At 73.5% G+C, this 13863-nt stretch carries 12 protein-coding genes and 1 riboswitch; of the genes, 8 read left to right on the top strand and 4 right to left on the bottom strand.

The features are described 5' to 3' along the window. From AC2CHG_RS24480 to AC2CHG_RS24470, 3 genes are all read left to right on the top strand, one after another. On the top strand, window positions 1-2098 hold a 2098-nt coding region (locus AC2CHG_RS24480; RefSeq protein ID WP_484525657.1), incomplete at its 5' end, for an ATP-binding cassette domain-containing protein. Then, window positions 2098-3015: an ABC transporter permease subunit gene (locus AC2CHG_RS24475; RefSeq protein ID WP_366620203.1), complete on the top strand. Its 918-nt coding sequence runs from the start codon at window positions 2098-2100 to the stop codon at window positions 3013-3015. The genes AC2CHG_RS24480 and AC2CHG_RS24475, both read left to right, overlap by 1 nt. A gap of 149 nt (window positions 3016-3164) precedes the next feature. After that, on the top strand, window positions 3165-3611 hold the full coding sequence (locus AC2CHG_RS24470; RefSeq protein ID WP_194801865.1) for a DoxX family protein: 447 nt from the start codon (window positions 3165-3167) through the stop codon (window positions 3609-3611). A gap of 54 nt (window positions 3612-3665) precedes the next feature. Here the strand turns inward: AC2CHG_RS24470 and AC2CHG_RS24465 are convergent, their stop codons facing one another. Both AC2CHG_RS24465 and AC2CHG_RS24460 read right to left on the bottom strand, forming a co-directional pair. Further along, complete coding sequence (locus AC2CHG_RS24465; RefSeq protein ID WP_484525656.1) at window positions 3666-4343, bottom strand: DUF4232 domain-containing protein; 678 nt, start codon at window positions 4341-4343, stop codon at window positions 3666-3668. A 7-nt stretch (window positions 4344-4350) separates the two neighbouring features. Further along, window positions 4351-4659: an ArsR/SmtB family transcription factor gene (locus AC2CHG_RS24460; protein ID WP_135242255.1), complete on the bottom strand. Its 309-nt coding sequence runs from the start codon at window positions 4657-4659 to the stop codon at window positions 4351-4353. 89 nt (window positions 4660-4748) lie between these two features. On the opposite strand from AC2CHG_RS24460, the gene AC2CHG_RS24455 reads away from it, so the two are divergent. From AC2CHG_RS24455 to AC2CHG_RS24445, 3 genes are all read left to right on the top strand, one after another. Then, window positions 4749-5723: a DMT family transporter gene (locus tag AC2CHG_RS24455; protein ID WP_484525655.1), complete on the top strand. Its 975-nt coding sequence runs from the start codon at window positions 4749-4751 to the stop codon at window positions 5721-5723. Between the two features lie 72 nt (window positions 5724-5795). Further along, window positions 5796-5928: riboswitch (SAM riboswitch) on the top strand. 12 nt (window positions 5929-5940) lie between these two features. Beyond that, window positions 5941-7230, top strand: coding sequence for a threonine synthase (thrC, locus tag AC2CHG_RS24450; RefSeq protein WP_402814068.1), 1290 nt, complete (start codon window positions 5941-5943; stop codon window positions 7228-7230). A 317-nt stretch (window positions 7231-7547) separates the two neighbouring features. Beyond that, the gene (locus tag AC2CHG_RS24445; RefSeq protein WP_484525654.1) at window positions 7548-8591 is read left to right on the top strand and encodes a GNAT family N-acetyltransferase; all 1044 of its coding nucleotides are present in this window, start codon (window positions 7548-7550) and stop codon (window positions 8589-8591) included. A gap of 20 nt (window positions 8592-8611) precedes the next feature. Here AC2CHG_RS24445 and AC2CHG_RS24440 read toward each other — a convergent pair whose 3' ends face one another. Then, a complete protein-coding gene (locus tag AC2CHG_RS24440) occupies window positions 8612-10807 on the bottom strand; it encodes a hypothetical protein (protein ID WP_484525653.1) in 2196 nt (731 codons plus the stop codon). Window positions 10808-10946: 139 nt separating this feature from the next. Between AC2CHG_RS24440 and paaN the strand changes: the two genes are divergently transcribed. Then, entirely contained in the window at window positions 10947-12620 is a 1674-nt protein-coding gene (gene paaN / locus AC2CHG_RS24435; RefSeq protein ID WP_366620211.1) for a phenylacetic acid degradation protein PaaN, read from the top strand. Window positions 12621-12695: 75 nt separating this feature from the next. Here paaN and AC2CHG_RS24430 read toward each other — a convergent pair whose 3' ends face one another. Beyond that, entirely contained in the window at window positions 12696-13211 is a 516-nt protein-coding gene (locus tag AC2CHG_RS24430) for a GNAT family N-acetyltransferase (RefSeq protein ID WP_484525652.1), read from the bottom strand. Between the two features lie 218 nt (window positions 13212-13429). Between AC2CHG_RS24430 and AC2CHG_RS24425 the strand changes: the two genes are divergently transcribed. Further along, window positions 13430-13633, top strand: coding sequence for a cold-shock protein (locus AC2CHG_RS24425; RefSeq protein WP_013288855.1), 204 nt, complete (start codon window positions 13430-13432; stop codon window positions 13631-13633). Window positions 13634-13863: the final 230 nt, after the last annotated feature.

The raw sequence follows: 13863 nt of genomic DNA, 5'->3' as shown, positions 1-13863 counted from the left end.
GCCGGGCGCCGGGCCGGGCACAGGTTCCGGTCGCGCGCCGGCCGGCGCCGCCGACCCGTCCTGCGGGCGCTTCGCGGCCGACGTCTGCGCCGCGTACCTGCGCATCGCCACCACCGGACGGGCCGACGCGGCGGCGGTCGAGCTGCTGCGCCGGTCGTCGCCGGCCGGCGTGCTGGACCGGATCAAGTCGCCGACGCTGCTGGTGCAGGGCGAGGCGGACACGCTGTTCCCGCTGGCCGAGGCGGACGCCAACGCCCGGGGCATCGCGGCGGCCGGCACGCCGGTACGGGTCGCCTGGTTCACCGGCGGCCACGACGGCGGCTCCGGACCCACCTCCGACTCCGACCGGGTGAAGTTCCTGACCGCGCAGTGGCTCGACCACTACGTCAAGGGTGACGGAGCTGCCCCCGGCGACACGTTCACGTTCTCCCGGATCGCCGGCTTCGACGCGCTCGACCGGGGCCTGGTCGCCACCGGCTTCCGTACCGCCGACTATCCGGGCCTGGCCGGGCAGGATCGCCGCGAGGTGACGCTCGCCGGTCCGCCGCAGCCGGTCGCCGTACCGCCGAACGGCAACCCGGCGGCGATCTCCTCGGTGCCGTTCGCGGGTGCGCTCGGCTCGCTGCTGGACGGCGTCGCCGGTGACATCCCCGGCCAGCACGCCCGCTTCGAGTCGGCGCCGCTGGACGAGCCGGTCGACGTGGTGGGCGCGCCCACGGTGCGGATCAGGGCAGCCTCACCGACCGGCGAGGCGGTGCTGTTCGTGAAGCTCTACGACGTCGACCCGCAGGGCGCCGCCACGCTGCCGTCCGGCCTGGTCGCGCCGGTGCGCCTGACCGGCCTGCCGGCCACCGTCGACGCGGCCACGCCGGTCACCGTGACGCTGCCGGGGATCGTCCGGCGGGTCGAGGCCGGGCACCGGTTGCGGCTCGTGGTGGCGACGTCGGACCAGGCGTACGCCTCGCCGGCCGAACCGGCCGTGCACACGGTGGCGCTCGCCGACGGGCCGCTGACGCTGCCCACCGTCGACTCCACGCCGATCCCCACCACCGCGACGATCTGGCGCTGGGCGCTGGCCGGCCTGCTCGCCGCGATCGTGGCCGGGCTCGTCGTGGTCGTGCTGCTCACCCGCCGCCGGCACCGCCGCCAGGACGACTCCGTGCACCCGGAGTACGCGGGCGTCCCGCTCGCCGTACGCAACCTGCGCAAGGAGTACGCGGACGGCTTCGTCGCGGTCTCCGACGTCGACTTCGAGGTGCACCCCGGTCGGGTGGTCGGCCTGCTCGGACCCAACGGGGCGGGCAAGACCACCACGCTGCGGGTGCTGATGGGGCTGACCCAGCCCACGGCCGGAGAGATCTACGTCTTCGGGCACCGGCTGGTGCCGGGCTCGCCGGTGCTGTCCCGGATCGGCGCGCTGGTCGAGGGGCCGGGCTTCCTGCCGCACCTGTCCGGTCTGGACAACCTCAAGGCGTACTGGCGGGCGACCGGCCGGCCGTGGGAGGACGCGCACTTCGACGAGGCGCTGGAGATCGCCGGCCTGGGCGACTCGGTGCACCGGCGGACGAAGAAGTACAGCCACGGCATGCGGCAGCGGCTGGCCATCGCCCAGGCCATGCTCGGCCTGCCCGAGCTGCTGGTGCTGGACGAGCCGACGGACGGGCTGGACCCGCCGCAGATCGCCGAGATGCGCCGGGTGCTCCAGCGCTACGCCACCGACGGGCGGGCGGTGCTGGTCTCCAGCCACCTGCTGGCCGAGGTGGAGCAGACCTGCACGCACGCGGTGGTGGTGAACAAGGGGCGGATCGTGGCGTCCGGCCCGGTGGAGGACATCGTCGGCGAGTCGCCGAGCGTGCTGTTCGAGGTGAGCGACCCGGACGCGGCCCGGACGGTGCTCGACCGGCTCGACGGCGTACGGGTGCTGCCCGACACCGAGGGCGGTCTGGTGGTCGACACCAACGGCACCGCCCGCAGCGAGGTGGTGGCCGAACTGGTCCGCGCCGGCATCGGGGTGGACCGGGTGGTGCCCCGGCGCCGCCTGGAGGACGCGTTCCTCGCCCTGGTGGGCGAGAACTCTCGGGGAAGCGGGGACCGGTGATGGCGGGTTCGTCTGTGGCAGAGTCGCCTGGCGGCGGCACGTCCGGTACGGCGGCGCCGGGCGCGGGCGGGGCGGCTGCCGGTTACCGGCCCTCGGCCACGCTCCCGTTCGCGGCGGAGTTCCGGCGGCAGGCGTCGCGCCGGCGTACCCAGCTCGCGCTGGGGTTCATGGTGCTGCTGCCGCTGATCATCCTGGTGGCGTTCCAGTTCGACGCCGGGGACGACGACGGCGGCGGGCGGGGCGAGTTCTCCAGCCTGGCCGACCTGGCCACGTCGGGCGGGCTCAACTTCACCCTGTTCTCGATCCTGGTGTCCGCGTCGTTCCTGCTGGTCGTGGTGGTGGCGCTGTTCTGCGGCGACACGGTGGCGAGCGAGGCGAGCTGGGGCAGCCTGCGCTACCTGCTGGCGGTGCCGGTGCCCCGGGCCCGGCTGCTCGCGGTGAAGCTGGTGGTCGCGCTCGCGTACTCGGGGCTGGCCCTGCTGTTGCTGGCCGGCACCGCGCTGCTCGCCGGCACGCTCCGGTACGGCTGGAAGCCGCTGAGCAGCCAGGTCTCGGCCGAGCTGGCGCCTGCAGACGGGTTGCTGCGGTTGCTCGGCGTACTCGGTTATCTCGCGGTCGTGCTGCTGGTGGTCGCCGGGCTGGCGTTCCTGCTGTCGGTGACCACGGACGCCGCGCTGGGTGCGGTCGGCGGGGCGGTGCTGCTGTGGATCCTCTCCAGCATCCTGGACCAGATCACCGCGCTGGGCGGGCTGCGCAACCTGCTGCCGACCCACTACAGCAGCGCCTGGCTGGGGTTGCTGTCCACGCCGATGCAGACCGACGACGTGGTCAAGGGCGCGTTCTCGGCGGTCGTCTACGCCACGCTGTTCTGGGGCCTGGCCTTCTGGCGCTTCACCCGCAAGGACGTCACGAGCTGAGGTGACCGGACGGGGTCGCGGCGGGGCGGCCGGGCCCATATCATGGGAGCGTTCCCATGAGATTGTCCCGCCTGCAAAGATATCGATTAACATCTATCAATAGTCCCGCCATCCTGGACGGCGTCCGCCACCCGTACCAGGAGGTTCCCATGATCCCGGCGCAGCTGAAGGCCCCCGCACTGTCCCTGTTCCGCATCGTCACCGGCCTGCTCTTCCTCTGCCACGGCGCCGCCTCGATATTCGGCGTCTTCGGCGGCAATCCGGCCACCGGCGGCGCTGTCCCGTTCGCCACCTGGCCCGGCTGGTGGGCGGCGCTGATCCAGCTCGTGTGCGGCGCGCTGGTGCTCGTCGGCCTGTTCACCCGGCCGGCCGCGCTGCTCGCCTCCGGTTCGATGGCGTACGCGTACTTCGTGGTGCACCAGCCGCACCACCTGATGCCGATGCAGAACGGCGGCGAGCTGGCCGCGCTCTTCTGCTGGTCGTTCCTGCTGGTCGCGGTGCTCGGCCCGGGCAACTGGGCGATCGACGCGCTGCTGGCCCGCCGCAACGCCGTCCCGGCCGAGCGCGCCGCCGCGCCGGCCTCGGTCCCGGTCTGAGCGTCCGCGCCGAACCAGATCCCGGTCGGGGCGCTCCCGTGCCGGGTTCTGGTTCTACAGCGGATTGACCGGCGGCGTCGTGGGCGGCGGTGGGGCGGCCGGCGTGGGCGTGCCGGCCGGGCCGGGCTCCCGGCGCTTCCACGCGCTGACGCCCAGCCGGCCGGTGTTGCCGAGGTCGATCGGCCCGTCCAGGGCGACCGGGTACGCCGGCCGGCCGGCCACCGGCGCGACGTCGAGTTCGGTGCCGTCCGTCGCCACCACTGTCGGGTCGGTGACCAGGTTCCGCCAGATCAACGCCGCGCCGGCCCGCTCGCCGGGGGCCAGCACGATCCGGGTGGGCGGGTGGTCGAAGCCGGAGGTGATCGGCTTGGCACCCGGGATGATCCGCACCTCGATCGGGTCGCCGTCGGCGTCCCGGAGCGTGACCGCCGGATAGCCACGCAGCTCGTACGGCTGGTCGCCGCAGTTGAGCAGGTCCAGGCCCATCGCCCGCAGCCCCATCGCGGCGCTCACGCCCAGCTCGGTGATCGCGATGCCCTCGGGGGAGCAGGTGGCGGCGGGTGCCGGCCCGGCCGTGGGGGCGCCCGGTCGCGGCGGCACCGTGGTCAGCGGGTCGACACCGGTGAGGGGCGGGTCGGGCAGCCGCCCGTCGGCGGGCCCCTGCGCCGGGGCGCAGGCGGTCAGCAGCGCCACGCCGGTGAGGGCGCCGATCAGGCGCGCCGGTCTCCGCATCCGGCGATCATGCCACTCCGTCGCGCTCGGCGATGACCGCGTCGAGCAGGCCCGGGTAGACGCGGTCCAGTTCCTCGCGGCGCAGCCGAACGTAGCGGGTGGTGCCGGCGACCCGGGTGCGGGTCAGGCCGGCCTCCCGCAGCACCTTGAGGTGGTGGCTGCGGGTCGCCTTGGAGACACCGAACTCGAACGAGCCGCAGGCGTGTTCTCCGCCCGGCGCGAGCGCGCGCACGATCTGCAGCCGGACGTCGTCGGCCAGCGCCGCCAGGACGGCGGTGACGGGCACCTCGCGCAGCTCGGGTTCGTGCAGCTCCATGTGACAACGATAACCCATGTTCGACAATCGTCGAACAAGTTCCTAGAGTCGGGGCGTTGGTTCGACGATACTCGAACATAGGAGCTGCGATGCGTTCCCGTCACGCCACCCTCCCGATCTTCGCCGTGGTCAGCTGGGGCGTCATGTTCCCCGTGCTCGCCAGCGCGCTCACCCGCGTCGACGCCCTCAACCTGACCACCGTCCGGTACGTGCTCGCCACCGCCGTGCTGCTCGCCCTGCTGCTGGCCCGCGAGGGCGTGGCCGCCCTGTCCACCCAGCGGCGCGGGCTCGAGGTGGTGCTCCTCGGCGCGCTCGGCTTCGCCGGGTTCAACACGCTGACGAATCTCGCCCTCGGCCACGCCGCGCCGCAGCAGATCGCGCTGTTCGCGGCCACCGTGCCGCTGGTCACCCAGTTCGTCCGCTGGGCGCGCGACGGCGTCCGCCCACGTCCGGTACTGCTCGGCATCTCGCTCGTCGCCCTGGCCGGCGTCGGCCTGGTTATCACCCGCGGCCGGCTCGACGGGCTGGGCCAGTTCGGCTGGGGCGGTCTGCTCATGATCGGTGCCGTGTTCGGCTGGGCGTTCTACACCCACGGCGCGAGCCGGTTCCCCGAGTGGTCCGCGCTGCGCTACACCACGCTGACCGCCGTCGCCGGCATGATCGCCATGATCGGCGCCAGCGCCGTCGCCGACCTCACCGGGCTCCAGCACGCGCCGTCCACCGCCGACCTCGTCGCCGTCGCTCCGCAGCTCGCGTACGCGGTGCTGGTCGCCGCCGTCCTCGCGGTGCTGGCGTGGAACACCGGCGTGCGGCGGCTCGGCCCGGCGAATGCCGCGCTGTTCATGAACCTGGTGCCGGTGGCCACGTTCGCGGTGCAGATCGTGCGCGGATACCGGCCGGTCGCGGTGGAGCTGGTGGGCGCCGGGCTGACCATCGCCGCCCTGGTGGCCGCGAACCTCGTCACCCGTGCCCCCTCGGCAGCGGCGACCGCGACGGCGCCGGCACCGGTCGCGGTGGTGGACCGGCCCGCGGTGGTGGACCCGGTCGCGGTGGTCGGACGCTGAGCCGGCCCACAGCGTGGGATCCCGAGGTGGCGCGGCCGTGAGCAGCGCATAGACTCGGCGGCACAACTGAATACCTCATCCAGAGGGGCTGAGGGATACGGCCCGACGACGCCCCGGCAACCACCCGCACGCTCGACGACGAGCGACAGCGGGCAGGTGCCAATTCCGTCCCCGCCGCACCCGGCGATGCGGGGAAAGATGAGAGGAACTCCTCGACATGACGTCGACGCTTCCCGTCGCCACCGGTATCGACACCACCCTCAGCCCGGCCCGCGCCCTGGTCTGCCGCGCCTGTTCGGCGCGCTACCCGCTGGCCGCCCAGCACGCCTGTTACGAGTGCTTCGGGCCGCTGGAGGTCGACTACGACACCGCCGCGCTCGCCACCGTCACCCGGGAGCAGATCGAGGCCGGTCCGGCGAACATCTGGCGGTACGCGGCACTGCTGCCCGCCGGTCAGGACCCGGCCACCCGGGTCACGCTCGACCCGGGGCTGACCCCGCTGGTCGCCGCCCCGAACCTCGCCGCCGAGCTGGGGCTCACCGCGCCGCTCTGGGTCAAGGACGACAGCGCGAACCCCACCCACTCGTTCAAGGACCGGGTCGTCTCGGTGGCGCTCACCGCCGCCCAGGCGCTCGGCTTCACCCGCTACGCCTGCGCCTCCACCGGCAACCTCGCCAACTCCGTCGCCGCGCACGGGGCCCGGGCCGGCGTGCCGTCGGTCGTCTTCATCCCCGGTGACCTGGAGCAGGGCAAGGTCGTCACCACCGCCGTGTACGGCGGCGACCTGGTCGCCATCGACGGCTCGTACGACGACGTGAACCGGCTCTGCGGCGAACTGGTGGAGACCGACGAGTTCGAGGACACCGCGTTCGTCAACGTCAACGTGCGGCCCTACTACGCCGAGGGCTCCAAGACGCTCGGCTACGAGGTGGCCGAGCAGCTCGGCTGGCGGATCCCGGCCCAGGTGGTCATCCCGATGGCCAGTGGCGAGCTGCTCACCAAGATCGACAAGGCGTTCACCGAGCTGGTCGAGATCGGGCTGGTCGAGGCGCCGGCCGGTGGCTGGAAGGTGTTCGGCGCGCAGTCGGCCGGCTGCAACCCGATCGCCACCGCGCTGCACGGCGACACCGACACGATCACGCCGGTCAAGCCGGTCGGCATCGCCAAGTCGCTGAACATCGGCGACCCGGCCGCCGGGCTGTACGCGCTGGAGGCGGTGCGCCGTACCGGCGGCTGGATGGACTACGCCGACGACGACGAGATCCGCGCCGGCATCCGGCTGCTCGCCCGTACCACAGGGGTGTTCGCCGAGACGGCCGGCGGCGTGACCGTCGCCGTGCTGCGCAAGCTGGTCGAGTCGGGCCGGCTCGACCCGTCCGCCGAGACTGTCGTCTTCAACACCGGCGAGGGCCTGAAGACGCTCGACGCGGTGGCCGCCCAGGTCGGCCCCACCCACCGCATCAAGCCCAGCCTGCGCGCCGCCCGCGACGCCGGCCTCCTCGCCTGACGGTCCCTTCTCCCGCCACCCCGGCCGGGCCGGGGTGGCCGGGTGGGGGAGGTGGGGCTCGCCCGGGTGGGGGATCGGGTGAGACCGGTGGGTAACCGGTGATGTGCGGTGAGTGCCAGAAAACCACCCTCAAGGACTTGACGGCAGGAACCGGACGGCGCAAGATGCTTCGTGCGGGAGGGCATCCGCCGGAGACTTTTCAAGTTCTTGCGACCCAACGCCGGAGGCGTTGTGCGGACGTCCCTCCCGACCAACGTTCGAAGGGGTCGGCGGAAAACCGCTGGCCCCTTCGCTGTGTCCGGCGCACCCTCGGTGGCATGACGCTCACCGTGACGCCGCTGGATCCCACCGACCGGCAGACGCTCGACGCGGTGTACCGGATCGCCTGCGCCGCCCAGGCCGTCGACGAACCGGACCTTCCGCCGACCTGCCGCCGCCGCTTCGAGGCGCTGCTGTCGCACCCGATGCCCGGCATCGAGGGACGCTGGCTCGTCGCCCGCCTGGACGGGCTGCCGGTCGGCTGGCTCCGGCTGCACCTGCACACGATCGAGAACACCGAGAACGCGAGCGTCGAACTGACCGTCGACCCGGCGTACCGGCGGCGCGGCATCGGACGCGCGCTGCACGAGCACGGCGTCCGGCTGCTCCGCGAGCGCGGCGGCAAACGCCTGGTCGGCTCGACCGCCGCCGCGCTGCCCGGCGAGGAGGACCAGGTCTTCCCCGGCGCCGCGTTCGCCGCCGCCCTGGGCGCCGAGCCGGCGCTGGCCGACGTCCGCCGCCGGCTCGACGTGACCGGGCTCGACCGTGACCGGCTCGCCGCGCTGCTGGCCGAGGCCCGCGCCGCGGCCACCGGCTACCGGCTGGTGCGGTGGCGCGAGCACGCGCCCGACGAGTACGTCGCGGACGCCGCCTACCTGGAGGGCCGGCTGCTGCTCGACGCGCCCATGGGCGAGCTGGACTGGGAGCCGGAGCGGATGGACGCGGCGCGGGTGCGGGACGCGGAACGGGCGCTGGACGCCCGGGGCGTACGCCGCTACAACACCGGTGCGGTGCACGAGGCGACCGGCCGCCTGGTCGGCTGGACCCAGCTCAGCCTTGACGCGAGCAGCACCGACCACGCCTGGCAGCAGATCACCCTGGTCGACCCCGATCACCGCGGCCACCGGCTCGGCCTGCTCTGCAAGGCGGAGAACCTGGCGTACGCGCTGGCGCACGAACCGGCGTTGCGGGCCGTCGACACCTGGAACGCGGCGGCGAACCGGCACATGATCGCGATCAACGAGAAGCTCGGCTTCCGCCCGGTGGCCGGCTCGATCGACTGGCAGTTGACGACCTCCCGCCATGCGCGGCCCCGCGCCTGACGCGACCGTCCGAGGCGCGGCTACCCGCCCGCGCGGAGCCGCGCGCTGAGTTCCGTGATCGCCGCGTGGAAGTCGTCGTCCGGCTCGAAGCGGTGCCGGTTGACGGCCGGCGGCACGGTGTCGGTCGGCGGGATCAGCAGGCCGCGCGGGTCGCGTACGCGCCGATCGACCCGGCCGGCCGGATACGCCGGCGAGGCGTCCGGGAACACCGGGCCCCCGATCGGGTCGGTGCGCCGCCACAGGTTGATCCAGCGCCAGCCGATCCGCTCGCCCACCTCGTGCAACTGTCGTTCGTTGACGTACGCCGGGAAGATCCGGGCGTACAGGCGCGTCAGCGGGGTGACGTAGGTGAGCAGAGCGAGTCGGCGCAGGCGGTCCGGGGGTAGTTGGAGCACGGTGGCAGCGGCCAGTACGCTGCCGTGACTCTGCGCCGCCAGGATGACGCCGTCTCCCCCGGCGGTCAGGGTGCGGATCCGCCGGGTCAGATCCGGCACCACTCGCTCGGCGTAGCAGGGGGGCGCCAGGGGGTGCGTCGCCCGCGGCCAGAACGTGGCCAGTTCCCAGAGCACCGCGACCATCCGTCCGGCCGGGGACCGGGGGCCCCGCAGACCGACCACCGCGAGGGCGACCGCGAGCCATACGATGACAAAGGTCCCCAGATCGGTCACGAAGACGATCGGTAGGCCCAGCTTCGGCCCGCCCAGCTCCAGCGCCAGCTGGCCCGGCCCGCCGTACCACGGTGACATCCCCGCCGCGCCGAGGGTCAGCAGCACGAGGGCCGCGGACGTCGTCAGCAGTGGCGCGCCGAGCCGGTCGGAGAGCCAGGAGCGGACGATCGCCCGCCGGACCGCGCGTACCCGCTCGGGTGGCACCCGGGGCACCTCCGGGAACTCCTGTCGGACCAGTTCCTCCGCGGCCCGCAGCCGGCGGGCCCGGCCGAGCCGACCGCCGGCCAGCGCCAGCAGTGCCGCCACGGGCAGCGCCAGCGAGATTCCCAGGATCACCCAGCGGAAGGCGGCGGGCGGCCACAGCGGCGGCGCTCCTGGTGGCAGCGGGCGGGCCAGGGTCGGTTCCGACCCCCGGTCGAGATACCCGGCCAGCAGGAAGTTGACCGCCGCGGAGTAGGCCACCGCCATCCCGACGGCGAGAGTCGTGAGCACCGGCGCGCCCAGCCCGAGAACCATGATGTGCGGCCTGATCGAGGGCCGCCGTCCCTGCACGGCCGTCCTCACCCCGAGCGCCGTCACCAGGACGACCTGAGCGACGAACAGGGCGGAGGACATCTCCTCCGAGCCGGGCAGGGTGTCCTGCGCCCGCCACGAGGGGCGCGGCACCAACGCGTAGGCCAGGGCCAGGGCCGTGAGCCCGAGGGCGGCCAGCCGCACCGAACGGACGATGATCTCGCTGCCCGGCCCGGTGCCGCGCCGCTCGACGGATGGGCGGCAGAGCACCGCGAGCGCGACGGCGAGCAGCGCCGCGTCGGCGGCCAGCAGCACGTACCCGATGGGGGACCGGTCCTGCCCGGTGACGGGAAGCAGGAGCGCGACGTCCAGCGTGCCGAGCGCGATGGCCACGTGCAGCGAACGCAGGCGGCGCAGCAGCGCCCGGGTGTCCCAGAAGGCCGGCTCGTCCAGCCGGTCCGCGCCCACACCCTGGGCGGCGCCGCGAGCGTCCTCGGGGAGCTGCCAGGTCCGGGCGCTCAGTCGCCACAGCACGGCGATCCCGGCAATCGGCACGATCGCCAGGATCGCCAGCCGGGCGCCGACCGGAACCCCGGCGAGCCAGGACACCCACCGCCGCGCCTCCACGCACCGGGGGTAGGCGGTGCACTGCCAGGCGACCAGGTCGAGGGAGACACCGACGAGGGAGAGCACGTACAGGGCGGTCAGGGTTGCGGCCAACAGCCGGCAGAGAGCGCGGTCCACCGCCGCCTCGCGTCCGGCCACCGGCAGCATCCAGACCGCGATGTTCGCGAGCATGAACGGCAGCAACAGGACCAGCAGCAGGGTCCGGCGGGCCCGGCCGCCGGCGAGCGGTCCCCAGCGGTACGCCTCCAGCGTCACCCCGCCCGGGCCGGTCGGATCGCCGAAGCCCGGCCGGGGACGGTAGAACCCGGCGTTCGCGTCACCGGCCACCCGGACCACGATCGGGCGGTCGAGGATGGCCTCGGGGCCACGGTCGCCGACCCCGTGTACCCGGATCTCTGTCATCCGCATCGGTACCACCCGTCGTCGTCGCCGGTGCGGCATACCCGACGTGCGGTGTGCTACGCCCTCCCCGGTCACGACCGCGGACAATCTCCAGTTGTGACACGCCCCTACTGATCTGGTGCCTTTCTGTTGCATGATGGCGGGCATGACGGAGACCCCGCACCCCCTGTACGACAGGCACCGCGAGACCCTCGACCGGGCGCTGACCGCCATCGCGGAGCGCGGGTACTGGTCGGCCTACCCCGAGTCGCCCAGCCCCCGGGTGTACGGCGAGACGGCCGCCGCCGACGGCAAGGCCGCCTTCGAGGCGTACCTGGGCGGCGACTTCCCGCTCGACCAGGCCGGTGACGGCACCACAGTGGCGACCGAGACCAGCCCGTTCGGAGTGGCGCTGGACGTGCGCTACCCGCACGCGAGCGCCGACCAGCTGGTGTCCGCCGCGAGCGCGGCGCTGCCCGCCTGGCGCGACGCCGGCCCGCAGGCCCGCGCCGGTGTCTGCCTGGAGATCCTGGACCGGCTGCACCGCAACGTGTTCGAGCTGGCGAACGCGGTGCAGTTCACCAGCGGCCAGGCGTTCGTGATGGCGTTCCAGGCCGGTGGCGCGCACGCGCTGGACCGGGCGCTGGAGGCGATCGCCTACGCGTACGCGGAGATGACCCGTCACCCGGGGACCGCCGGCTGGGAGAAGGCCGCAGGCAAGGGCGACCCGTTGCGGATGACCAAGACCTTCCACGTGGTGCCGCGCGGGGTCGCGCTGGTCATCGGCTGCAACACGTTCCCGACCTGGAACTCGTACCCCGGTCTGTTCGCCTCGCTGGCCACCGGCAACCCGGTGGTGGTGAAGCCGCACCCGCGCGCGGTGCTGCCGCTGGCGATCACCGTCAAGTACGCCCGCCAGGTGCTCGCCGAGGCCGGCTTCGACCCGAACCTGGTGCAGCTCGCTCCGGAGACGGACGGCGAGAAGCTCGCCACCACGCTGGCCCTGCACCCGGCGGTCAAGATCGTCGACTTCACCGGCTCCACCGAGTACGGCGACTGGCTGGAGGCGAACGCCCGGCAGGCCGCCGTCTACACCGAGAAGGCCGGCCTGAACACGGTGGTGATCGACTCCACCGACGACTTCGCCGGGCTCTGCCGCAACCTCGGCTTCACGCTGACCCTGTACAGCGGCCAGATGTGCACCACCTCGCAGAACCTGCTGATCCCGCGCGACGGCATCTCCACCGACCAGGGGCACAAGAGCTTCGACGAGGTGGCCGCCGGGATCGCCGGCGCGGTCGCGAAGCTGACCGCCGACCCGGCCCGGGGCGTCGAGCTGACCGGCGCGATCGTCAACGACGGCGTGCTGGAGCGGCTGGAGGAGGTCACCAAGGTCGGCGAGCCGGTGCTGGAGTCGCGCACCGTCGAGCACCCGTCGTTCCCCGGCGCGGTGGTGCGTACGCCGACCGTGGTGAAGCTCGACGCGTCCGACACCGCCACCTACTCGCGGGAGTGGTTCGGGCCGATCTCGTTCGCCATCGCCACCGACTCGACCGAGCACAGCCTGCGCATCCTGCGCGAGACGGTGGGGGAGAAGGGTGCGCTGACCGCGGGCGTCTACTCCACCGACGAGGCGGTGCTGGACGCGGCCGAGGCCGCGGCGGTCGACGCCGGGGTGCACCTGTCCTGCAACCTGACCGGCGGGGTGTTCGTCAACCAGTCGGCCGCGTTCTCCGACTTCCACGGCTCCGGCGCGAACGCGGCGGCCAACTCGGCGCTGACCGACGGCGCGTACGTGGCAAACCGGTTCCGCATCGTCCAGAGCCGCCGGCACGCCTGAAAGGAGGGGCCCCTTCTTAACGCCTCCGGTAGAGGAGGGGCCCCTCATTGACGCCGCGATCAACGCCGCGCCCGGTCAGGCCCGGCGGCGCATCTGGAGTTCGTACAGGCCGGTGATCCGGGGGTGCGGCACCCGTACCCCGGTGTCCACGAAGCCCAGCTTCTGATAGGCCCGGTAGGCGCGGTCGTTGCCGACCACCACCTCCATCATCAGCTCGGGCCGCCCGCAGGCGCGCGACCAGGCCGCCACCTCGTCCACGAGCGCCGCGAGCAGGCCGGTGCCCCGCCGGGCCGGGGTCACGTAGACCGCGTAGACGAGCGTCAGGCCCGGCTCGTCCGGCGCCGCGACGCCGCCGGCGTGGCCGACCAGACGGCCGCCCGGATCGGCCACGAACTGCGCGTTGTGGTCGCCCCGGGAGACGGCCGCGACCCGGGCCGCGAACTCCGTGTGCGGCAGGGCGGCGGCCTCGGCCACGGTCTCCAGGAACGCCAGCGGAGAGTCGGCCAGCATCTCCAACCGGAGCGCCCGCATCCGGGCGGCGTCGGTCGGCCGGACCCGGTGGACGGTGGTCGTGGTGCGCACGCTGGTCATGCCGCATGCATACCGGACGGCCCGACGCGCGTGTGCGACCGGGCTGTTCCACGCCCGGAATATGCCCGATTTGTGGTCGTGCGCCGTCGTCACGCCTGGTGTAGCGTGCGATTTCGGTCACCGAATTCAGCGTTACCGATCGCTGGGCCGGTGCGCCGCCGGTGCCGGTCCGCCGGTCTCCGGGTCTTGGAACGCCGCGCAGAGTGAGGAAGTGCACCGTGGCACAGGGCACCGTGAAGTGGTTCAACGCCGAAAAGGGCTACGGCTTCATCGCCGTCGACGGCGGGCAGGACGTCTTCGTCCACTTCTCCGCGATCGAGATGGACGGCTACAAGGCGCTCGACGACGGCCAGCGCGTCGAGTTCGAGATCGCGCAGGGGCAGAAGGGTCCGCAGGCCGAGCGGGTCCGCGTCATCGCCTGATCTGCGGCGGGCGGTGCGCTCCGTGACCGGGCCCCGGACCGGGGGCTGCGTCGCGGCCGGCCACCATGGAAGATCATGAGCCGTTCCAGCCGTAGTCGCTGAGGAGGGCCCATGTCCGATCTGCCCCCGTCGGGTTCCACCGAGCCGGTGCCGCCGGCGTCGTCCGGCCCTCCGGCCGACCCGACCGCGCCCCCACCGCCGGCCGCCGCGCCGGCGCCGTCGGGGACGCC

The sequence above is a fragment of the Micromonospora sp. ATLC20 genome (assembly GCF_057196585.1).
The sequence above is the reverse complement of the archived record's forward strand: the minus strand, read 5'-3'. Positions and strand labels throughout refer to the sequence as shown.